The sequence below is a fragment of the Lunatimonas lonarensis genome (assembly GCF_000390185.1).
GTDB classification, from domain to species: domain Bacteria; phylum Bacteroidota; class Bacteroidia; order Cytophagales; family Cyclobacteriaceae; genus Lunatimonas; species Lunatimonas lonarensis.
Map to the genome: position 1 here is coordinate 1 of NZ_AQHR01000011.1, position 21,006 is coordinate 21,006.

General features: G+C 47.0%; 20 protein-coding genes. 13 read left to right on the plus strand and 7 right to left on the minus strand.

Features of this window, described 5'->3' with window-relative positions; translation table 11 throughout:
- Nucleotides 1–89: 89 nt before the first annotated feature.
- The gene (locus ADIS_RS01235; protein ID WP_010852436.1) at nucleotides 90–1,487 is read right to left on the minus strand and encodes a UDP-glucose 6-dehydrogenase; all 1,398 of its coding nucleotides are present in this window, start codon (nucleotides 1,485–1,487) and stop codon (nucleotides 90–92) included.
- Nucleotides 1,488–1,959: 472 nt separating this feature from the next.
- On the opposite strand from ADIS_RS01235, the gene ADIS_RS01240 reads away from it, so the two are divergent.
- On the plus strand, nucleotides 1,960–2,655 hold the full coding sequence (locus ADIS_RS01240) for a sugar transferase (protein ID WP_010852437.1): 696 nt from the start codon (nucleotides 1,960–1,962) through the stop codon (nucleotides 2,653–2,655).
- A 38-nt stretch (nucleotides 2,656–2,693) separates the two neighbouring features.
- Here ADIS_RS01240 and cysQ read toward each other — a convergent pair whose 3' ends face one another.
- The 5 genes from cysQ to ADIS_RS01265 all read right to left on the minus strand — a co-directional run bounded on the left by cysQ (nucleotide 2,694) and on the right by ADIS_RS01265 (nucleotide 8,147).
- Complete coding sequence (cysQ, locus tag ADIS_RS01245; protein ID WP_010852438.1) at nucleotides 2,694–3,473, minus strand: 3'(2'),5'-bisphosphate nucleotidase CysQ; 780 nt, start codon at nucleotides 3,471–3,473, stop codon at nucleotides 2,694–2,696.
- A 13-nt stretch (nucleotides 3,474–3,486) separates the two neighbouring features.
- Nucleotides 3,487–4,746 carry a sulfate adenylyltransferase subunit CysN gene (gene cysN / locus ADIS_RS01250; protein WP_010852439.1) on the minus strand — a complete coding sequence of 420 codons (1,260 nt, stop codon included), beginning with the start codon at nucleotides 4,744–4,746 and terminating at the stop codon, nucleotides 3,487–3,489.
- 98 nt (nucleotides 4,747–4,844) lie between these two features.
- Complete coding sequence (gene cysD, locus ADIS_RS01255; protein WP_010852440.1) at nucleotides 4,845–5,750, minus strand: sulfate adenylyltransferase subunit CysD; 906 nt, start codon at nucleotides 5,748–5,750, stop codon at nucleotides 4,845–4,847.
- Between the two features lies 1 nt (nucleotide 5,751).
- Nucleotides 5,752–6,345: an adenylyl-sulfate kinase gene (cysC, locus tag ADIS_RS01260; protein ID WP_010852441.1), complete on the minus strand. Its 594-nt coding sequence runs from the start codon at nucleotides 6,343–6,345 to the stop codon at nucleotides 5,752–5,754.
- A 38-nt stretch (nucleotides 6,346–6,383) separates the two neighbouring features.
- Entirely contained in the window at nucleotides 6,384–8,147 is a 1,764-nt protein-coding gene (locus ADIS_RS01265; protein WP_010852442.1) for an SLC13 family permease, read from the minus strand.
- A 241-nt stretch (nucleotides 8,148–8,388) separates the two neighbouring features.
- On the opposite strand from ADIS_RS01265, the gene ADIS_RS01270 reads away from it, so the two are divergent.
- The 3 genes from ADIS_RS01270 (at nucleotide 8,389) to ADIS_RS01280 (ending at nucleotide 11,334) form a co-directional block, all read left to right on the plus strand.
- Nucleotides 8,389–9,330 carry a metallophosphoesterase family protein gene (locus ADIS_RS01270; protein ID WP_010852444.1) on the plus strand — a complete coding sequence of 314 codons (942 nt, stop codon included), beginning with the start codon at nucleotides 8,389–8,391 and terminating at the stop codon, nucleotides 9,328–9,330.
- 148 nt (nucleotides 9,331–9,478) lie between these two features.
- Nucleotides 9,479–10,441 carry an AraD1 family protein gene (araD1, locus tag ADIS_RS01275; protein WP_010852445.1) on the plus strand — a complete coding sequence of 321 codons (963 nt, stop codon included), beginning with the start codon at nucleotides 9,479–9,481 and terminating at the stop codon, nucleotides 10,439–10,441.
- A 137-nt stretch (nucleotides 10,442–10,578) separates the two neighbouring features.
- A complete protein-coding gene (locus ADIS_RS01280) occupies nucleotides 10,579–11,334 on the plus strand; it encodes a polyprenol monophosphomannose synthase (RefSeq protein WP_010852446.1) in 756 nt (251 codons plus the stop codon).
- 24 nt (nucleotides 11,335–11,358) lie between these two features.
- Here ADIS_RS01280 and ADIS_RS01285 read toward each other — a convergent pair whose 3' ends face one another.
- Nucleotides 11,359–12,579: an ABC transporter permease gene (locus ADIS_RS01285; protein WP_010852447.1), complete on the minus strand. Its 1,221-nt coding sequence runs from the start codon at nucleotides 12,577–12,579 to the stop codon at nucleotides 11,359–11,361.
- 38 nt (nucleotides 12,580–12,617) lie between these two features.
- On the opposite strand from ADIS_RS01285, the gene ADIS_RS01290 reads away from it, so the two are divergent.
- From ADIS_RS01290 to ADIS_RS01330, 9 genes are all read left to right on the plus strand, one after another.
- Nucleotides 12,618–13,832, plus strand: coding sequence for an exo-beta-N-acetylmuramidase NamZ family protein (locus tag ADIS_RS01290; RefSeq protein ID WP_010852448.1), 1,215 nt, complete (start codon nucleotides 12,618–12,620; stop codon nucleotides 13,830–13,832).
- 4 nt (nucleotides 13,833–13,836) lie between these two features.
- Nucleotides 13,837–14,760: a methionyl-tRNA formyltransferase gene (gene fmt / locus ADIS_RS01295; protein WP_010852449.1), complete on the plus strand. Its 924-nt coding sequence runs from the start codon at nucleotides 13,837–13,839 to the stop codon at nucleotides 14,758–14,760.
- 83 nt (nucleotides 14,761–14,843) lie between these two features.
- Nucleotides 14,844–15,401: an RNA polymerase sigma factor gene (locus ADIS_RS01300; RefSeq protein ID WP_010852450.1), complete on the plus strand. Its 558-nt coding sequence runs from the start codon at nucleotides 14,844–14,846 to the stop codon at nucleotides 15,399–15,401.
- A gap of 24 nt (nucleotides 15,402–15,425) precedes the next feature.
- The gene (locus tag ADIS_RS01305) at nucleotides 15,426–15,806 is read left to right on the plus strand and encodes a hypothetical protein (protein WP_010852451.1); all 381 of its coding nucleotides are present in this window, start codon (nucleotides 15,426–15,428) and stop codon (nucleotides 15,804–15,806) included.
- Nucleotides 15,807–16,256 (plus strand): hypothetical protein, encoded by a 450-nt coding sequence (locus ADIS_RS01310; protein ID WP_035804246.1) that lies wholly within the window; start codon nucleotides 15,807–15,809, stop codon nucleotides 16,254–16,256.
- Between the two features lie 108 nt (nucleotides 16,257–16,364).
- Nucleotides 16,365–17,693 carry an exodeoxyribonuclease VII large subunit gene (gene xseA, locus ADIS_RS01315; RefSeq protein ID WP_010852453.1) on the plus strand — a complete coding sequence of 443 codons (1,329 nt, stop codon included), beginning with the start codon at nucleotides 16,365–16,367 and terminating at the stop codon, nucleotides 17,691–17,693.
- Nucleotides 17,671–17,868 (plus strand): exodeoxyribonuclease VII small subunit, encoded by a 198-nt coding sequence (xseB, locus tag ADIS_RS01320; RefSeq protein WP_010852454.1) that lies wholly within the window; start codon nucleotides 17,671–17,673, stop codon nucleotides 17,866–17,868. Before xseA ends, xseB begins: the two co-directional genes overlap by 23 nt.
- A gap of 50 nt (nucleotides 17,869–17,918) precedes the next feature.
- Nucleotides 17,919–20,396 carry an NAD-dependent DNA ligase LigA gene (ligA, locus tag ADIS_RS01325; protein WP_010852455.1) on the plus strand — a complete coding sequence of 826 codons (2,478 nt, stop codon included), beginning with the start codon at nucleotides 17,919–17,921 and terminating at the stop codon, nucleotides 20,394–20,396.
- A 114-nt stretch (nucleotides 20,397–20,510) separates the two neighbouring features.
- Nucleotides 20,511–21,002, plus strand: a complete 492-nt coding sequence (locus ADIS_RS01330) for a DUF6913 domain-containing protein (protein ID WP_010852456.1) — start codon at nucleotides 20,511–20,513, stop codon at nucleotides 21,000–21,002.
- Nucleotides 21,003–21,006: the final 4 nt, after the last annotated feature.

The following is a 21,006-nucleotide window of genomic DNA, read 5'->3' on the forward strand; positions in this document are numbered from 1 at the left end:
CACCACCTAGTTAGTTAACATGCACGGCACACCAAAAAAAGCTGCCCCAAACGAGGCAGCTTCTTCTATTCACAGATCGAATCCAATTATCAACTCGGTGTCCCGATCGAATACACCTGAAAGCCTATTTTCCGTAGCTTTTCGGCATCAAGCACGTTCCTTCCGTCGAATACATGCGCCGGCTTCAGCATATTGTCATATATTTTGGACCAATCATATTGCTTAAACACATCCCATTCCGTCAATACGGCGATTGCATGCGCTCCCTTGCATGCTTCATAGGGATCCTCTACCACATCGATGTATTTTCGGTTCTCCTCGGATGACCTTGTGTTCAGGTAGTCCATATCAACAAAAACCTGCTCTTCCTTTACCTTTGGATCGTAAACGGCTACATGTGCCTGCTCGAACAACAGATGATCCGCCACGTAGATCGCTGCAGACTCGCGGGTATCGTTCGTGTCCTTTTTGAACGCCCAGCCCAAAAACGCAATCTTCTTACCGTTTACCGTATTGTACAAGCTGCGGATGATTTTTTTGGCAAATCTTCTTTTTTGGTGATCATTCATCTGAATGACCTGCTCCCAATAGTCGGCCACTTCGTTCAAACCATAAGATCGGGAAATGTACACGAGGTTTAGAATATCCTTTTGAAAGCAGGAACCACCAAAGCCGACCGATGCTTTAAGGAACTTAGGCCCGATACGGCTATCGGAGCCAATCGCCCTTGCCACCTCATTGATATCCGCCTCGGTGTGCTCACAAAGCTCCGAGAGTGAGTTGATGGAAGAAACCCGCTGTGCAAGAAACGCATTTGCCGTCAACTTCGAGAGCTCTGAAGACCATACGTTGGTGGTCAGGATACGCTCCCTAGGTACCCACTGTGCGTAGACGTCGACCAGTGCCTGAATGGCCTTCAATCCTTCTTCGGTTTGGTCGCCCCCTATCAGCACGCGGTCTGGATCCATCAAATCCTCTACGGCCGTTCCTTCTGCCAGAAACTCTGGATTCGAAAGAATCTGAAAGCTCACCCCGCTTCCCGTATGATCCAAAATTGATTTGATCGTACTTGCCGTACGAACCGGCAAGGTGGATTTCTCCACAACAATCTTATCACTTTTCGCTACCCTTGCAATCTGCCGGGCACACAGTTCTATCCATTTCAGGTCCGCAGCCAAGCCCTTCCCCTCCCCATAGGTTTTGGTAGGCGTGTTTACGGAGATGAATATCATATCCGACTCGTCAATAGCCCCATCCACGTCTGTGGAAAAAAACAAATTCCTGCCTCTCGACTCAGCCACCACTTCACCCAACCCCGGTTCATAAACAGGAATATTATTTACGTCCGGATCATTCCAGGCCGCAATCCTGGCCTCGTTGATATCTACAACCGTAACTTTGATACCTGGGCATTTCTTCGCGATGACAGCCATAGTAGGCCCGCCAACGTACCCTGCGCCAATACAACAAATTGATTTTACTTTCATTCCCTCTGCCTTATTCTGATTAAAATATATGTAGCTGTAGTTAAACTCATCAAGGACAAAAAACGCTTAATTGAAAAGCATGCTGCTGTTTACTCGATGTAAAATTAATTTTTTTACTCAGTATAAAAAACACTTTTTTTCAAGCAACCTATTATTTTTAAAAACGTTTTAACTGAAAAATACACAAATCCGGGCTATTCCAAAATTTGCTTTTACCACTCTGGCCTTGTGAGTTAACCAACGATCAAAGGAGAGACATTGAATTTATTTTGAAAACCTTCGCTTAAACGAACACATATACCACCCCATGAACATCTCTTTAATCAGTATCCTAGGTATTTTAGAAACAAAATTTTCAGAAATCCCAAAAATCCACGTATCTTTAAATTCAGTTTTAGAAAAGTCAAAAAAACACCGCATAATTTAACAATTTTGAATCTTTAGGGGTTTAACTAGGAAATTTTAACGTTTTATGCAGAAAGTCTTTGCCAGGGTAGAAGAGGTAGAATATTGTAGAGACCTAGAGGACCAATTTTTCAGCGACAACACAGCTTTACTGTTATCCCCACGAGTCAGTGAAAGCCTCTCAAAACGGGTAATGGACGTATCCATTTCCATTACATTGTTGGTCGGTGTGCTTTCGTGGCTATATCCCATTGTATGGCTGTTGATCAGGGGAACTTCCAGGGGGCCCGTCATCTATAAACAGCTACGACACGGTAAAGACAACATCCCGTTTTATTGCTATAAGTTCAGAACCCTTCGGGAAGTGCCCGATTCGGACTTCCGGCAGACATCGATCAACGATCCACGAATCACCACGATAGGTAAAATCCTTCGAAGGACAAGTATCGACGAGCTCCCCCAAATTTTTAATGTATTGAAGGGAGAAATGTCAATCGTTGGGCCCAGGCCCCATCCCATCTTTCTAAATGACGTGTTCTCCAAAGAACACAGGAACCTGATGAGAAGGCATGTGGTAAAACCTGGAATTACGGGGTTGGCACAGGCGAAGGGATACCGTGGTGCCATCCGCGAAAGCCGCCAGATGGCATCCAGGCTCAAGCTCGACTTTTTTTATATTCGAAAAGGTACGGTTTGGATGGATTTGATCATTATCTTCTGGACCGCAAAGCTTATCTTGCTGAAAAATGAAAATGCCTGCTAAGCAGGCATTTTCATTTAATGAACCGGCCCGGCATTCACTCAGAATGGCAGATCTGTGGTATTGTAACAGATAAAATGGGGGTTCAACAGATTCTGCTTGTTGTAGGTCAATGGCCTGCTTCCGTCCACCAATACTACCTCTGCACCCAACGCGCGTAGCACCCCATGGGCAGCAGCGGTATCCCACTCCATCGTCGGCGCAAAGCGAGGATAGACTTGTGCCTTGTTTTCTGCCACAAGCATAAACTTAAGTGACGAGCCCATACTCACAATTTCTGCCTCTGAATACTTATCCAGAAATGCCTGCGTTTCCTCGTTCAAATGAGACCTGCTGGCCACAATGGTCTTAACCTGCCTCTCAGATGGTAACTGAAGGCGTTGCGGAGCATAGGAACTCACCTGTTTCCAAGCTCCCCCCTCCTCAAAACCCCAGTACATCCAATCCAGCACCGGCGCATAAACAACGCCTAAAACCGGCACTCCCTGATGAATCAGGGCTATATTGACGGTAAACTCCCCGTTCTTACGAATAAATTCCTTTGTGCCATCGAGTGGATCAACCATCCAGAAATAATCCCATTCCGACCGCTCTCCATAGGGGGTTTCCATGCCCTCTTCAGAAAGTACTGGGATTTTTGTTTCAGCAAGATACCCCGCAATCACTTGATGTGCAGCCCGATCTGCCAGCGTAAGGGGAGAACTGTCCTGCTTATATTCCACGCCAAATTCCGCGGTATCATAAATCTTCAATATTTCCTGGCCGGCATCTCTCGCCGCTTTTTTTGCCACTTCCGTGAGTGATGAAAGAACGATTTCCATATACTATCTAGTCTTAAATGATCATGCCGGCAGCTACTGTTTCATTTGTGTTGGGATCAACCAGTATCAGGCTGCCTGTCTGTCTGTTCCGCCTGTAAGCGTCGAAGAAAAGAGGATTGGCCGCACGAATGCTGACCCGACCGATTTCGTTAAGCCCCAACTCTACAATCTGATCTTCCCTATGAAGGGTGTTCACATTAACCCGGTACTGGATCTCCTTCACCATTGCCTGGCACTCCTGAGTGGTATGTCTAAGCATGAATTTCGTTCTAGCTTGCAGGGGACGTTGGTTCATCCAGCACAGCATAACTTCGAGATCCTGGCCGACTTGGGGCACATTATTGGGTCGGACGATCATATCCCCTCGACTGATATCAATCTCGTCGGCCAAGGTAATGGTAACGGACATAGGCGCAAAGGCCTCCTGAACCTGCTCCCCATTCAATTCGATGGTTTTGATGGTAGAGGTAAATCCAGACGGCAACACCTTTACTTCATCACCTGGCTTAAATATCCCGCCTTCAATCCTCCCCGCATAACCACGAAAATCCTGGTGCTCCAACGTATGCGGTCGAATGACCATCTGCACCGGAAAACGACAGTCTATATGATTGAGATCCGATGCGATATGAACGTGTTCAAGTAAGTATAACAGGGTGGACCCTTCGTACCACGGCATGTTCTTAGACCGTTCGACTACGTTGTCACCATTTAGGGCCGAAATCGGCACAAACTGGATATCCTTAATGTCCATCTTACTTGAAAAAGCCTTGTAATCCTTTACGATGTTTTCATAGACTTCCTCACTATAATCCACCAAATCCATCTTGTTGATACACACAATCACGTGGGGTATTTTTAAAAGAGACGCTATAAAGGAATGCCGGTAGGTCTGCTCCAACAATCCCTTTCTTGCATCGACCAAAATGATCGCCAGATTGGCCGTGGACGCACCTGTTACCATGTTACGGGTATATTGGATATGCCCCGGGGTATCGGCGATGATGAATTTACGCCTGGGAGTAGCGAAATATCGATAGGCAACATCGATCGTGATGCCCTGTTCCCGTTCGGATTTCAAGCCATCGGTCAGAAGGGACAAATCCACGTAGTCAAATCCCTTTTTCTGACTGGAGGTTTTTACGGCTTCGATTTGATCCTCAAAAATGGACTTTGAATCATATAGTAAACGCCCGATCAGTGTGCTTTTCCCGTCGTCTACCGAACCGGCTGTAGTGAATCGTAATATCTGATTATTGTCTTGTATGGCCATTGTGTTATATCATTGTTTATAGAAATACCTGTCGAATTTTCCGAAGGGCCTAGATGACTTGGCTCAACGCGCTGAATACTGACCCTTCTGAATGTCCGCTAAAAATATCCACTCTTCTTGCGGTCTTCCATCGCCGTTTCACCTCGTTTGTCGTCTGCCCGGGTACCTCGTTCGGTGGTCCGGGTAGTAGCTACCTCCTCGATGATTTTATCCAGGCTATCCGCTGTAGATTCCACCGCGCCTGTTATGGGCATATCTCCGCAGGTTCGGTAACGAACCGTAAGTGTCTTTACTTCCTCGTGAGGCTGGAGCTTAATAAATTCGGACTTGGCCAAAATCACGCCATCCCGAACGACACACTCCCGCTGATGGGAAAAGTAAAGCGAAGGAAGGGGTATGTTTTCGTATTGGATATATTGCCACACATCCATTTCCGTCCAGTTGGAAATCGGAAACACCCTGAAGTGTTCGCCTATGTGTTTACGTCCGTTGAAAAGATTCCACAACTCAGGCCGCTGATTTTTTGGATCCCACTGTCCAAACTCGTCCCTATGGGAGAAGAAACGTTCCTTTGCCCGAGCCTTTTCCTCGTCCCTTCGGGCTCCTCCCATCGCAGCATCTATTTTGTAGGCTTCCAGGGTATCCAATAGGGTCACGGTCTGTAATGCATTTCTACTTGCATTGACACCGGTTTCTTCACGAACCCTCCCCTTGTCTATGCTTTCCTGTACGGATCCTACTATCAGCTGTACACCCAAACGGCTGACCAATTCATCGCGAAACTCGATTGTCTCCGGGAAGTTATGGCCCGTATCGATGTGTATCAACGGAAAGGGAATCCTGGAGGGATAAAATGCCTTCTTTGATAAATGGGCCAAAACGATACTGTCCTTTCCTCCGGAAAACAGCAAGGCGGGCTTCTCAAACTGGGAAACAACTTCCCGGATGACAAAAATGGCCTCAGCTTCCAGTTCCTTCAAATGCGATAAATAATATTGTCCCATATTAACGTTTAATTTTTGGTTGTATAGCCTGTATAATCGATTCAATAGCGTGTTCCAATTTCACCTCAGCGGTCTTGATGACCATAAACGGGTCTGTAGGCGCTTCATAGGGCGACCCAATTCCCGTAAAATCCTTGATCAATCCCATGCGGGCTTTTTGATAAAGTCCCTTCACGTCTCTCCGTTCGCACTCCTCCAATGGACAGTCTACAAAAACCTCCAGAAAATTTTCCTCTCCTACAAGTTCACGGATGATTTCCCGATCGGAAATAAATGGGGAGATAAATGCGGAAAGAACGATCAAACCCGCATCGAGCATCAACCGGCTCACCTCTCCGATACGTCGGATATTCTCAACCCTGTCCTGTTCGGAAAACGTAAGATCCTTGTTTAACCCCGTACGCACGTTGTCCCCATCGAGCAAATAGGTATGGAACCCCTGCTGATGAAGCGCAAACTCAACCCCATTGGCCAAGGTAGATTTTCCCGATCCCGAAAGACCCGTAAACCACAACAGCCGGGGACGTTGCCCCAGCGATTGAATCCTCAGTTCCTGGGAAACCTTAAACTGGGTTGGATGTATATCTTCACGCATAATTGGATTCAATTTTCATCTTCATTTAACTTCATTCTTCAATCCAGCCCATAAAACCATTTGACAAACATCAGTACCGTTATCGTATACACAACTGTCAAGGGTAACCCGACCTTGAAATAATCCCTGAATTTATAATTGCCCGGCCCCATTACCATCAGATTGGTCTGGTAACCGATCGGGGTCATGAAATCTCCGGAAGCGGCAAAAGCGATCGTTACAAAAAATGGCGTCAATGGCTGGCCAAGCTGCGTGCCCATCTCCAAGGCAAGCGGAAACATAATCGAAACCGCGGCAGCATTCGTAATTAAACTCGTAAGTAACAAGGTAATGGCAAACAGCACCACAAGCGACAACATTTCCCCTGAGCCATTGGTGAGAAACAAGATCCCTTCCACCATCAAGTTTGCAGCACCAGAATTCTTCAAGGCCACCCCTATTGCCAATGAACTCACCAAAATCAACAACAGATCGAGATCTACCGATTTCCGTAGGGTCGCCAAATTTAATACTTTAAAAACATATAAAATAATGATACCGGTAAATGCCGCCATGAATAAGTCCATAACACCCGAAATACCAAGAACAAGTACCGCAATCGCCAGGAGACTGGGTAGTTTTTTCCCGTGCTTCCGTTCAGGCTGAATCTCCCCCTGCAAGGTCACGATGATCAGATCTTTGGGCTGATCACTTTGGAGTGTGTTTTTTCCCGTCAACATAAGTAACAAATCTCCGGCCTGCAGGCGGGTTTCCCCTATATTTCCTTTGATTATTTCTCCATTTCTGTGAATGGAAATAATCGATGCCTGATATCGCTTCCTAAAGTCACTGTTTTTGACCTTTTCTCCAATAAGCGAAGAAGATGCCGGCACTACCGCTTCGGTCAGCTGGAAAAAAGCATTTTGGTTCACATGGCTCTCTTCGGGAAGGCTCAATCCATTTTCCTCCTGAATGAGAGAAAGAATTGCCTTGGTATTCCCGGTAAAAAAGAGCTTGTCTCCCACCCGCAACACTTCCTTGGGTGACACCGGTGATATCTCTTGTCCATCGCGGGAAATCTCCGCCAAAAAGATTTCCTTTAGGTTTCGCAGACCCGCCTCTTTGATGGTTTTACCCACCATTTTGGATCCAGAGGGAACATACGTCTCCACGAGGTATTCATTGAGGTGCTGTATGACCTCCTGCCTATTTTCCTCCCTATTCGGTAGCAGTAAGTGTGAGAAAAAACCCAGGTAAATAATACCCAATACCGTGACCAACAGGCCCAAAAAGAAAAAGTCCTGGAACCCTAAAAGGGGCAAACCATACTGGCTGATTAGACCATTCAGCACGAGGTTCGTGGAAGTACCGATAACAGTGATCATCCCCCCCAAAATGGTAGAATAAGACAGGGGTATCAAAAACCTGGAAGCGGGATACTTGTTGACCGCCGCCCACTCCTTTACATAAGGAATCATAAATGCCACCACCGGTGTATTGTTAAGTACGGCGGAAAGGCTGCTTACCAGCATCATCATTCTAAAACGGAAGGCTGTAGGCCCCAATTTTTGGCTGAACAGCCGAAAGAAAAAACCGGTGCCGATGTTCTTCTGTATGCCGGCTGTCAATGCGATTAGCAGGAAAATCACAATAATCTGCTTGTTCGCCAACCCCGCCAAAAACTCCTCCGGTTTGATGATCTGCAGAATCAAAAACAAAAATGCAGTAATCAGAAAGGCAAAAGCCGCCCGCAGATAATCCTTGTACAAGACAACCACCAACCCGATAACCACCAGAATGGTAATGATTTCAGAAAAATACATAGGTGCAATAAACGGTACGAACTTAAGCAATCGCTGAAACTAATGCTACTAAAACGGGAATAAACTCCACATTTTCTAAAACTCTACAAACCTAACAGTTTTTATAGGGTTTTAAAAATCCCGATCAACAATTTTTTTTCAGACGACTTCTCAAACCGGCCAAACCACTTTCCCAACCCTTTCTTCGCCAAAAAACGCAAAAATCCATTAATTTTACCCAACACTACGTACCAAACGACCGATGATCACACGCTTCCATTACCTTTTGGCCCTATGCCTGTTTTTTTATGCCTGCGCTCCCACCACGGATGACACGTTCGACTTCATGGTAATAGGGGATGTGCCCTACCACCTACCGGAGGATTTCCCAAGGTTTGAAAATATGATCCAAGCTATCAATGCACATAAACCGGCTTTTACCATCCATGTGGGCGATATAAAATCGGGCAGCACTCCGTGCAGTGACGAGTACTACGAAAGGATTCAGGCCTATTTCGGGCAATTTGAACAACCGCTTGTGTACACCCCAGGGGATAATGAATGGACCGATTGCCACCGTCCGGCCTGTGGAGCATACGATCCGGAAGAACGGCTGGACAAACTGCGGCAGCTCTTCTTCTCCCAGGCCCAAAGCCAGGGTAAAAACCCGCTATACCTCCACACCCAAAACAGCTACGAAGGCTTTGAGAAGTTTGTGGAAAATGCCCTATGGGAGGCAAATAACGTTTCCTTTGCCACCATCCATGTGGTAGGCTCAAACAACAACCTCAAACTGGACAGCCTCGCTTTGAACGATGAATTTTATGAACGGGAAATGGCCTCCTTGTTTTGGTTAAACCGGGTTTTCGACGCGGCCATCGAGAAAAACCACCAAGGAATCGTCATCGCCCTACATGCAGGCCTAAACTACCGCAGCCAAGAAAGCAGCAACGGTCACCTCTCCTTCGTAAAACTGCTGAACGAACGCGTCGCCGCCTTTGATAAGCCGATTTTATTGCTTTACGGTGATTTTCACAAATTCGCGGTAGATAAACCGTTGGTGGACGAAAAACGAAAGGTACGGACAAATTTTACGCAGGTACAGACCTTCGGCGACAGGGACATGCACGCGGTCCGCATTCGTGTGAACCCCCAAAATCCAACTCTTTTTGAAGTTTACCAACATTTTATCCCCGGCAACTGACGCCATTTAACCGAAAAACAACATGAAATCGAGCATGACGTATCCGTCACACACTGGGATGCCCCGATAGCTATCCGGGGCAACCATGCGAAATTCCATCCCAATAAACCGGGACAAGTTGTGACCTCTAAAAAACAATTATAACCACATGAAATTAGTACAATTCAAAAAACCAAACGGCAAACTTCAAACCGGGATGGTACAGGGAGACCGCATCCAACTGCTACGGGGAGAGCCCTCCCTATACGAGCTGGTCATGGCTCATTTCAAATCCGACAGGACGTTAGAGCAGGAGGTACATGAACTGATTGAGGAAAAATGGGAGGATTATGGAACACTCATCGCCAACAACTGGCTGGAGGCCCCCATTAGCCATCCGGATCCCTATCGTACCTGGGTCACGGGTACCGGACTTACCCACTTGGGCAGTGCAACCTCACGGGACACGATGCACCAAAAACTTAAACAGTCCGACCCGGACGAGCTAACCGACTCCATGAAGATGTTTCAGATGGGACTAAAGGGAGGTAAAATGGTAGATGACACGCCGGGCGTACAACCGGAATGGTTTTACAAGGGCAACGGGCTGATGGTAGTGGCACCGGGCAGACCACTGATTTCTCCCTCCTTTGCACTTGACGGGGGCGAAGAACCCGAAATAGCAGGCATCTATGTAAACCGACCCGACGGAACACCATTTCGGGTTGGCTTTGCGATAGGTAACGAATTCTCCGACCACAAAATGGAGAAAATCAACTACCTCTACCTGGCACACTCCAAGCTAAGACAGTCCTCCTTCGGCCCTGAAATCCTTTTGGGAGAACTACCCAAACATTTGGTAGGGACCAGCAGGGTTAAAGAGGGAAGCAATGTAATCTGGGAAAAAGAGTTTCTCACGGGTGAGGCAAACATGAGCCATTCAATACGCAACCTGGAATATCACCATTTTAAGTACGACCTTTTCCGACAGGCAGGCGACGTGCATGTGCATTATTTTGGCACTTCGGTAGTAAGTTTTGCCGATGGAATCGAGGTACGAAATGGGCAGCTCTTCGAGATTGATATTCCCGAACTGGGCAGGCCACTGGTTAATCCCTTTCAGCAGGTGTGATAAAACGTCCAGGTTCGTTTTTTCCATAGCATCCGTTTGGCCCGTCCAGGAAACCGCTGAGCAACTTTTGGGAGAAATTCACCAAATTTTGTTCAGAAACGAAAGGGAATCCTTCTACTTTTGTCGTTTGCTTCCAAATGAAAAACGACAAACTGGTCATCATTCCCACCTATAACGAGATAGAAAACATCTCAGACATGGTTCGTGCCGTTATGGGCTTGGACGGGAATTATCACCTTTTGGTAATCGATGACCAATCTCCCGATGGCACTGCTGGGCAGGTTAATGAGCTCGTGAAAAATTATCCTGAAAGGCTGTTTCTACTGGAGCGACGGGGAAAATTGGGTCTGGGAACCGCCTACATAGAGGGTTTTCACTATGCCATCGCCAATGGCTATGAGTATATTTTTGAGATGGATGCCGATTTCTCCCACAACCCTGCCGACATTCCCAGACTCTATGAGGCCTGCGCCCACAACGATTGGGACATGGTCATTGGATCCAGGTACATTACGGGGGTAAACGTGGTAAACTGGCCGATGGGCAGGGTACTGATGTCCTTTTTTGCGAGTAAGTACGTTCAGTTCATCACGGGAATCCCGATTAGGGATACAACTGCCGGGTTTGTTTGCTATCGAAAAAGAGTGCTGGAGGCCATTGATCTGGATAGGATAAAATTCATCGGATATGCTTTCCAGATCGAGATGAAGTTTACTGCTTGGAAGCTTGGATTCAGCATCAAGGAAATACCCATCATATTTACAGACCGTACCAAAGGAACCTCCAAAATGTCTAAACACATTTTCAAGGAAGCGATTTTCGGGGTAATCTACATGAAGGTTAAAAGTATTTTTAGAGGGTATAAGCCTTTGAAACGCCCCGAAACCCTTTGACCCGGATCAAGGCCCAATCCGGAATCAGTCAAAGCGGATGGATTTGATCGGGTTTACATTTGCAATGATCATGGAGGGGATAAACAAGACCGCAGTAGTGATCACCAAAATAAGAAGATTCAGGGCTATGAACACGGGCCAATCCCAAAACACGGGAACAAAGGACATGTAATAGCTCTCCGGCTCCAAGGTTATAAAACGCGTCTTGTCCTGAAGGAACCCAAAACCGAACCCTACCAAGTTGCCAATCAGCATCCCCCTTCCTATGATGCGCAGCCCGTTCCACACAAATATGCGTCGGATCTGTCGGTTTTTCGCCCCCAGTGCCTTTAGTATGCCGATCATTTGTGTCCGCTCCATGATCAGGATAAAAAGAATGGAAACCATGTTAAACGCCGCGACAAACAAAATCAGGCCCAAAAAGACATACACGTTGTTATTTAAAAGCTCCAGCCAATCAAATATCTGAATGTATTTGTCGGTTGCCTTTACCAGCTTGAGGTCGTAATCCATTAGGTCGTAAATTCTACTGGCATATCGATCAATGTAAGCCGTATTGTCGACAAACACCTCGAAACCACCCACTTCATCATCTTCCCAATCATTCAGCACACGGATCGTCTGGATATCACCCAAAATGACCTTATCGTCAAAATCCTCCAAAAAAGTCTCGTAAAGACCGACAATATCAAAACGCCGAAAACGCGGCGGATCCTGCACAAAGTACATGGTGATCCGCTCACCCACATCCAACATCAGCTTCTTGGCTATCTTGGTGCTCAAGATGACCTCGTTGGATGCCGAACCTGATTCGGAAAACTGAATGAACCGTCCCTTTACAAGGGACGCAGAAAAGGTAAGGCTGTCAAAATCGGGGCCTACCCCTTTCAGGATTACTCCCTCTACTTCTTCGTCCCCTTTGAGCAGCCCTGGCTTTGTCGCATAGCCCTGCACATGCCGTATATACGAATGTTTGGGGTATTCGCTAAAAAAATAGCTGTCCTTACTGGTAGGCGACTCCTCCAGTGATTTTGACATCACAAACCTATGTATTTGATAATGACCGGTAAAGGAAAATACTTTTTCCGAAATCACCGACTGAAATCCTCCCAAAATCATGAAGGAAATGATCATGATGGCAAGTCCTATCGCTATGCTGGCAACGGCTATACGGTGGATGGTACCCGTAAAACCACCGGTGCGCTTAAAACTAATTCTTTTAGCAATGAAGTAGGAAAGGTTCAATGAGATCGTTTATTTTGTTAGAAGAAACGCAAATTACGATGAAGCAACTAAAGATAATATTTCTAACGGCAATTTTGTTTGGCAACTTCCTTCAGTGCGCCGGCAAAAGCGGTTCTGAAAGGATATCGGACGATTCAGATTTCCAAGCAGTCTCAGCTCCAGTGTTGCCTGCAGCGGATAGGCCTGAGCTGTACCTTCCGATATTGGAAGGAAAGCGGGTGGCCTTGGCCGTAAACCAAACCAGCGTCCTAACTTCAAGAAACAACCTGCACCTAGTGGATTTTTTGCTACAGGAAGGTGTTAAGGTGCAAAAGGTTTTTGTCCCGGAACACGGCTTTAGAGGGGATGCGGATGCAGGCGAAATCGTCCAAAACGAAATTGACAAAAAAACAGGACTTCCCCTTGTTTCCCTGTATGGTGCCTCCAAAAAACCCTCCCGCGAAGCATTGTATGATGTAGATGTGGTGATTTTTGACATACAGGACGTGGGGATACGGTTTTACACCTATATCAGCACGTTGCATTACCTGATGGAGGCCTGCGCCGAACAAGGAAAACCCCTATTGATTATGGATCGCCCCAACCCCAACGGCGATTACGTGGATGGCCCTATCCTCAAACCAGGATACACCAGCTTCGTGGGGATGCACCCCATACCCATCGTGCACGGACTTACCGTCGGAGAACTGGCGCAGATGATAAATGGCGAAGGCTGGCTGGAAAACAAGGTAAAAGCATCTATACAAGTGATAGAGGTGGCCAACTGGACCCACGCCACTCCGTACTCTCTCCCTGTAAAACCCTCTCCGAACCTGCCCAACGATGTATCGATCCGCCTTTACCCATCGCTTTGTTTTTTTGAAGGCACCGATGTAAGCCTCGGTAGAGGTACCCACTTCCCCTTTCAGGTGTTTGGGTATCCGGATCCGGCTTTTGGGGAATTTACGTTTACGCCGGTAAGCATTCCCGGCATGTCCAAAAATCCTCCACAACAGGACAAGAAGTGTTATGGCAAAGACCTGAGAAACGAACCGCTTTCCCATCGCTTTACGCTCTCCCATTTGTTATATGCCTACGACAAATCGGGGAAAAAAGAAAAATTCTTCAATTCCTTTTTTGACAAGCTGGCCGGCTCGGATCAGTTACGGAAAGATATACTGGCGGGCAAGAACGAATCGGAAATCAGAAAATCCTGGCAGGAAGGACTGGACAACTACCTTAGTATCCGAAAAAAATACCTGATTTATTCCTGACACAATGAATAAAAACCTCCGTATCATTTATATGGGCACCCCCGAATTTGCCGTTCCTGCCCTGGAACTATTGGTAAAGGAAGGTTGGAATGTAGTGGCCGTCATTTCCGCACCCGATAAACCTCAAGGTAGGGGGAAGAAAATGGGGTCGTCTCCCGTAAAAGTGGCTGCGGATGCTTTGGGTATACCCGTACTGCAACCAACCAACCTAAAATCACCCCTTTTTCAGGAACAATTGAAAAGTTATCAGGCAGATCTTCAGGTTGTGGTTGCATTTCGGATGCTTCCCGAATCAGTTTGGAGCATGCCGCCACAGGGCACATTCAACCTGCACGCATCCCTACTGCCCAACTACCGAGGAGCGGCACCGATCAATTGGGTCCTCATAAATGGTGAGAAGGAAACAGGGGTTACCACCTTTTTTCTAAAGCATGCAATAGATACCGGAAATATCATCCACCAAGAAAAAGAGCCCATTTACGAAGACGATGATGCGGGAAAGCTCTATGAGCGATTGATGCGAAAGGGAGCTGAGCTGGTTTTGAAAACCGTCGAGGACATTGCAAGCGGAACGGTAGTGCCACAGGCCCAAGACGATACCCAGGTGAAACACCATGCACCGAAGATCTTTAAGGAAACCTGTAAGATCGACTGGAATCGCTCGGCAGTAGAAATCCACAACCTGATACGCGGATTATCCCCTTATCCCGCTGCTTGGACGGAAGTAAACGGAAAATCATGTAAACTGACTGGTTCGAAACCCATAAACGCGGATAAAAAGGACTTGATACCGGGAATGTACGCAACTGACAACAAGAGCTTTCTCCATTTCCAGACGGGCGATGGGATGCTGGCAATTACCTCGCTTCAGGCCGAAGGCAAGCGACGGATGGAAATCGAAGAATACCTGAGGGGAAACACCCTCTAAATACTACTTGGCGAAGGCCCATTTTTCTGCCCATCGTTCGCCGAAGATTAAACCTTTTGCGTCACTGCCAGTCTAACTGCCACATGGTTCCAAAAAGCGATGATGAAATTTTAACCTTGATCAAAAACCCCAAAACCAGGGATCAGGGGTTTCGTCTTTTGGTTGAAACCTACCAACGAAGGGTGTATGGATTGATACGGAAAATGGTCATCATTCACGAAGATGCGGACGACGTAGCACAAAACACCTTCATCAAAGCATTCAAGAATATTGAGCGATTCGGAGGGAATTCTTCCCTTTTTACGTGGATCTACCGGATCGCTGTAAATGAAAGCCTCAGCTTCTTGGAAAGAAAGAAAAAACGCTTTTTCTTTCCCATTGAAGATCACCATGAAGTGATGGAAAACTACCTTGACGGGTCTTCACTCCTTGGAGGAGATGAAATTCAACGAATTCTGCAAAAAGCCATCCTTACCTTACCTGAAAAGCAACGGCTGATATTCAATATGCGGTATTACGAAGACCTTAGCTATGAGGAAATCAGCAAGATCACAGACACCTCTGTCGGTGCGCTAAAGGCCAGTTATCACCACGCTGCAAAAAAAATCGAAGAACAATTGAAGAACCGAATAAACCTTTAGTCATTTTAGAAGTCTAACAGGCATATGATCGAAAACATCCCCAAACAAGACATCTTCCAGACTCCCGAAGGATACTTCGACCGTCTACCGCAAGCTACGGTACGAAGGTACAAATCCGAAAAAACCAAGCAAATTTGGTTATCCGGCCTGTCGGCGGCTGCCATCTTGGCGGTTGGCTTGATTTTGGCTGTCTTCAATCCTATCAACGAAGAAGAGGCGAAATACCAAAGCAACCTCGATGAAACGATGAACCTCTACATTGATGCAGGCTACTGGACCGAAGACGACATCCTATCCCTCAGCGAAAACCCAAATGAACTGCTGGATTTGATGCTTGCAGAAGAGTGGGGATTCATGGATCTGAGTGACGGAGATGAGCTGTTTGAAAACGAAATTTACTATTAAATGCTACACAACAGGCTATTTATAATTGTACTTCTGGTGCTTATAAGTCTACAGACTATGGCCCAGCGACCCGAAAGACGACCGGATCGGGAAAAACTGGAAGCGGCGCGGGTGGCCTTTATCACCAATCGACTAAGCATCAGTCCAGATCAGGCGGAAAAATTCTGGCCGCTTTACAACCAATATAATGACAACCGAATGGATCTGATGAAAAAGATCCATGAAATCAACAAATCGGCTGAGGGCAATCTATCCGATACCAAGGCACGGGAACTGATAGCAGAACGCTTCAAAATTCAGGAAGAATTAATGGCACTCGAAAAATCTTTTCTGGGAAGCATCACCTCGGTCATTAGTCCGGCACAGGCGTTCAAGCTTAGCGAAGCGAACAGAGACTTTACCAGGCAGTTGTACCAAATGCAACAGCGCAGAGGAGGCAGAGACAATTAGACCCCTCCATTTTTTCTTCCCCTTACCAATTGAAGGGCAGGGTAGGGCCTAGCGTTTTTTTATATAAAACATGAACTTTCTCTCCTTCATTTTTTATTACTTTGCCGTATGCAACCGGCCATTTCTCTTTATAGACTGAATGCGATCATCAAGTCAACCCTAGATGCCCACCTGGATCCAGCTTACTGGGTTACCGCAGAAATCGGTGAATTTAGGGACTCGGTTCGAGGACATGTCTATTTGGATTTGATCGAAAAAGAAGAAGAACAGATTACGGCCAAGCTTCGAGCAAATATCTGGTCATATACCTATCAGGGAATTCGCCAAAAATTTACCAGCCAAACCGGAGAAAACCTCCGGGGCGGACTGAAAATTTTAGCACTGGTCAGCGTGCAGTTCCATGAGCTTTATGGTCTAAGCCTAAACGTAAAGGACATCGATCCCTCCTACACCATCGGTGAGCGGGCGCGCAAACGCCAGGAAGTGATCGATCGGCTTACAAAAGAAGGGCTTATCGACCTAAACAAACAATTCGAGCTTCCATTGGTGCCCCAGCGCATCGCCGTCATCAGCTCAAAAACGGCTGCCGGATACGGAGATTTTGTCAACCAGCTGGAAAGCAACCCAGACGGATATAGGATAAATTTCACGCTGTTTCCGGCGATCATGCAGGGAAAGGAGTCCACTCCTTCGATCGTCGAGGCCCTACGGCAAATAGAACAAACGCTTCCCGAGACACGGTTTGACGTTATCGTGGTCATCCGTGGCGGAGGGGCGCAGGCAGATCTCGACAGTTTTGACGATTACGACCTCGCAAAAGCCATCGCGGAATGCATGCTGCCTGTGGTAACCGGTATTGGGCATGAGCGGGATGAAAGCATTGCTGATTTGGTGGCCCACACTCGGCTAAAAACCCCCACGGCGGTTGCCTCATTTTTACTTGTGGGATTTAAAGGCTTCGAAGAAAGGCTAAATACCGCACTTACCCGTATGGACAGGGCATGCAGAAACTCCATACGGCAGGAAGAACGGATCCATAAAGACTTTGACCACAGGCTTCGTATGGTTGCCTCCAACAAGCTCACTCGCCAAAGCGAAACCTTGGCCCGACGGGTCAGCCACATCACAACCCATGCAAAACACGTCGTCCAAGTACAAAAACTTGCTCTACAGATGATCGGAAAGCGATCCAAACAGCTTGCATTTGGCGGCTTGGAAAAAAACAACCTTAAGCTGGGTCATTTGGAAAGGCACCTTGTGCAACTGAATCCAAATACCTTGCTTGGTAAAGGGTATACCCGAACCGAAAAAGCGGGAAAACCGATTGAATCACAGCAAATCCATCAGGGTGATCAGATCACGACCATCTCCCTTACCAAACGGATTACCTCTACTATCAACGAAATACATACCTATGGAAAACCTGGAGCAATTTAGCTACGATCAAGCAATGAAGCGTATCGAGGAAATCGTTGCCATGCTGGAGCAGGACGACCGGGGCATTGACGAACTCGCTGCTTTGGTAAAAGAGGCAAGTACCCTTGTCAAAACCTGCAAACGGAAACTAAAAACTACGGAAGAGGATATTGCCCGGGCGTTTGAGGAGGAGTAACATCAAAAGTCCGACCGACCGTCTGATATAACCCGGCAAAACCAAAGACCATGAACCGAAACCTTTCCAAAGACGCCGCAAAAGCAAGAATAGACGCGCTAACCGAACAAATCAACCATTACAACGACCTTTATTACCAGGAAGACACCAGCGCGATTTCCGATTTTGAGTTTGACCAGCTGATGGAAGAACTCATTTTGTTGGAAAAGACCTATCCCGAGTTTTTGAGTGAGGACAGTCCAAGCCAACGGGTAGGCGGCACCATAACTAAGCAATTTGAAACCGCCGAACATGCCGTCCGCATGCTTTCGCTGGGTAACACCTACTCTGAAACCGAGCTTAGGGCGTTCGATGAACGAGTAGCCAAGGGACTTGGACATCGGCATTATGCCTATTTTTGCGAATTAAAGTTTGACGGTGTCGCCATAAGCCTAGTATACGAAAATGGAAAACTGGTAAGGGCAGTAACCCGCGGGGACGGCTACCGGGGAGACGTGGTCACCGAAAACGTGAAAACGATCCGCAATATCCCTCTCTTCATACATGGCCATGAGGTACCCGATCGGTTTGAGGTCCGTGGTGAGATATTTCTGCCGAGGAAGGAATTTGATAAAATCAATGCTGAAAGAGAGGCCAACGGCGAGGCGCTGTTGGCCAACCCCCGAAATGCCGCATCTGGAACCCTCAAGATGCAGGACTCTGCTGTGGTGGCAAAGCGCCGCCTGAACTGCTACCTTTACCAGCTAATCGGCGAGAACCTAGGTGTCGAAAAGCATGACCAAGCAATGGAACGTTTGGTCAACTGGGGTTTCAGCGTATCTCCTACCCACCAAAGCTGCGCATCCATAGAAGAAGTCCTATCGTTCATAGCCGATTGGAAAGACAAGCGCCACTCGCTTCCCGTTGACACCGATGGAGTGGTCATAAAGGTCAACGATTACCAACAACGGGAGGAACTGGGTTTTACGGCCAAAATTCCTCGGTGGGCCATTGCCTTTAAATACCAGGCTGAATCGGCCCAGTCCACCCTGCTTTCCATCACCTATCAAGTTGGACGGACGGGTGCCATTACCCCCGTAGCCAATCTGGCGCCGGTTTCTTTGGCCGGCACCACCGTAAAAAGAGCTTCTCTTCACAATGCCAACGAAATTATCCGACTCGGTCTGCATGAGGGAGACCGAGTATGGGTGGAGAAAGGCGGGGAAATAATACCGAAAATCACCCGCGTAGCAGAAGAGTTCAGAAAAAACAACTCCCTTCCCATCCGGTATGTGACCCACTGCCCGGAATGCGGAACAGAGCTCATTCGGAAAGAGGGCGAGGCTAAGCATTTCTGCCCCAACGTCCATAGTTGCCCGCCCCAAGTGCTGGGGAGAATTGAGCATTTTGTTTCCAAACGTGCCATGGACGTTGATTCCTTGGGAACGGAGCGGCTAAAGGCCCTAATCAACCAAGGGTACGTTTCAAACGCAGCGGATCTCTACGACCTACCGGCAAGACAGCACCAATTGCTTGGCTTGGAAGTATCTGAAGAACAATACACCTCCAACGGCAGCGGGTCCCTGTACATCTCCTTAAAAAAAGCCCTTTTTGCCGTAACAGAGGGGATACCCCTTTCTTCCATAGAAGCTTTTTTGGAACAAACAGAGACGGAGGACACCCCCAGAAAACTGGAACTGTTTCGGACGTACTTGTCATCAATCGGAAAAAAAGTAACGGAAAACCTCCATTCATTTAAGCGCCTGACCACTGAATTGGCCGACAGGCCATTCGAATGGATCGAGGATTTTGTGCCTGTCTACGCAGTACTCAGAGCACTGGGCAACTTGCCCCCACAAGTTGAGGCGGAATTGGGAGCGCGTTGTGTCGAGAAAAAAACCGTACACGACATCTTGTTGCCCTATCAAGAGTCGCTTCACCCCGATTACCTGGAGCGCGTAAGGAAGCTAAAGGGCACTACCTTTCAGGAGGGAGTGATATCGAATATGCTGGAGGGCATCAAGAAAAGTAAAGACCAGCCCTACGAAAAAGTATTGTTTGCCCTGGGAATCAGAAATATCGGAGAGAATACCGCAATGCTGCTAGCTCAGCACTTTCCTACTATCGAAATGCTGGAAGCTGCATCCGAAGAAGCCCTGTTGGCAATCAATGGCGTTGGAGAAACGTTGGTAAGGAGCTTGAGGGACTTTTTTAGGGAGGAAGTTAATCAAGAGATCATCGGACGCCTAAAAAGTCAGGGACTTAAATTTGAATCCGACAGAGAACAGCCTATATTAGTAAGCTCGAAGCTTGCGGGCAAAAAAATCCTCGCATCTGGAAAGCTAGATCACTTCAAACGGGATGAAATCGTCGAATTCATTGAATCACATGGGGGAACCTACGTCAAATCCGTTTCTAAAGCACTGGATTTTATCATCGAAGGCGCAGATATGGGGCCAAGTAAGAAAGAAAAAGCTATAAAGCTAGGAGTCAAACTTATGTCTGAGGAGGAATTCCTGCTATTGGTGGGGACAGCTGACAAGTCATAATGGACAAACCAACGCTCTCCAGGTGGAGTGCCAGGATCATGGAATCAAGAACCCAGAATGCCTTGCCCAAACGAATACGAATCCTCACCTTAACTTTATGTCAAAAGAGTTTTTATGAAATGGATTAGGGAGCACTTCATCAAAAAGGCATTGGCCAAACCGACCAAAACACCGGTCAAAAAAAACATTCCCAACTACCAAGAAATTCGTTCCGTTTGTCTGATCGGCCAAAGCAGAGAAGAACTGGATCGTATGACCTCCCAACTTTTGGATCTTCTTGGTGACCACCTAGCTATTAAGGGTTTCTTTTACGAAGAAAAATCAGATGACCCCGGTAGCTTTTCGTACAAGGATTTTAGCTTATTTGCCAAACCCGAACAAAAATTGGCGGAATTTCTGACACTTCGCCCGGATTTGATTATTTTTACACCCGAAAAGGAAAATTTCTTTTCCACCTATCTACTGCACCTAAAGCCGTCTCCGTATGCAATCGGCTTTTACAGTGAACCACTCAAACCCTACCTGGATCTGATGCTGGATAAAGAGGGGAAAGATATCCAATCCGCCACCGAACAACTTATCAAGTACCTGAAGCAGATTAACTGAGTTG

What these genes read in the sequence shown, in the direction of transcription:
- cysC (WP_010852441.1), bottom strand. Translation starts at nt 6,345, where the DNA reads ATGCGTGAAGATATACATCCAACCCAGTTTAAGGTTTCCCAGGAACTG.
- ADIS_RS01300 (WP_010852450.1), top strand. Translation starts at nt 14,844, where the DNA reads ATGGTTCCAAAAAGCGATGATGAAATTTTAACCTTGATCAAAAACCCC.
- fmt (WP_010852449.1), top strand. Translation starts at nt 13,837, where the DNA reads ATGAATAAAAACCTCCGTATCATTTATATGGGCACCCCCGAATTTGCC.
- ADIS_RS01305 (WP_010852451.1), top strand. Translation starts at nt 15,426, where the DNA reads ATGATCGAAAACATCCCCAAACAAGACATCTTCCAGACTCCCGAAGGA.
- ADIS_RS01310 (WP_035804246.1), top strand. Translation starts at nt 15,807, where the DNA reads ATGCTACACAACAGGCTATTTATAATTGTACTTCTGGTGCTTATAAGT.
- cysD (WP_010852440.1), bottom strand. Translation starts at nt 5,750, where the DNA reads ATGGGACAATATTATTTATCGCATTTGAAGGAACTGGAAGCTGAGGCC.
- ADIS_RS01280 (WP_010852446.1), top strand. Translation starts at nt 10,579, where the DNA reads ATGAAAAACGACAAACTGGTCATCATTCCCACCTATAACGAGATAGAA.
- ADIS_RS01290 (WP_010852448.1), top strand. Translation starts at nt 12,618, where the DNA reads ATGAAGCAACTAAAGATAATATTTCTAACGGCAATTTTGTTTGGCAAC.
- ADIS_RS01270 (WP_010852444.1), top strand. Translation starts at nt 8,389, where the DNA reads ATGATCACACGCTTCCATTACCTTTTGGCCCTATGCCTGTTTTTTTAT.
- ADIS_RS01330 (WP_010852456.1), top strand. Translation starts at nt 20,511, where the DNA reads ATGAAATGGATTAGGGAGCACTTCATCAAAAAGGCATTGGCCAAACCG.
- ligA (WP_010852455.1), top strand. Translation starts at nt 17,919, where the DNA reads ATGAACCGAAACCTTTCCAAAGACGCCGCAAAAGCAAGAATAGACGCG.
- xseB (WP_010852454.1), top strand. Translation starts at nt 17,671, where the DNA reads ATGGAAAACCTGGAGCAATTTAGCTACGATCAAGCAATGAAGCGTATC.
- ADIS_RS01265 (WP_010852442.1), bottom strand. Translation starts at nt 8,147, where the DNA reads ATGTATTTTTCTGAAATCATTACCATTCTGGTGGTTATCGGGTTGGTG.
- ADIS_RS01235 (WP_010852436.1), bottom strand. Translation starts at nt 1,487, where the DNA reads ATGAAAGTAAAATCAATTTGTTGTATTGGCGCAGGGTACGTTGGCGGG.
- cysQ (WP_010852438.1), bottom strand. Translation starts at nt 3,473, where the DNA reads ATGGAAATCGTTCTTTCATCACTCACGGAAGTGGCAAAAAAAGCGGCG.
- ADIS_RS01240 (WP_010852437.1), top strand. Translation starts at nt 1,960, where the DNA reads ATGCAGAAAGTCTTTGCCAGGGTAGAAGAGGTAGAATATTGTAGAGAC.
- cysN (WP_010852439.1), bottom strand. Translation starts at nt 4,746, where the DNA reads ATGGCCATACAAGACAATAATCAGATATTACGATTCACTACAGCCGGT.
- xseA (WP_010852453.1), top strand. Translation starts at nt 16,365, where the DNA reads ATGCAACCGGCCATTTCTCTTTATAGACTGAATGCGATCATCAAGTCA.
- araD1 (WP_010852445.1), top strand. Translation starts at nt 9,479, where the DNA reads ATGAAATTAGTACAATTCAAAAAACCAAACGGCAAACTTCAAACCGGG.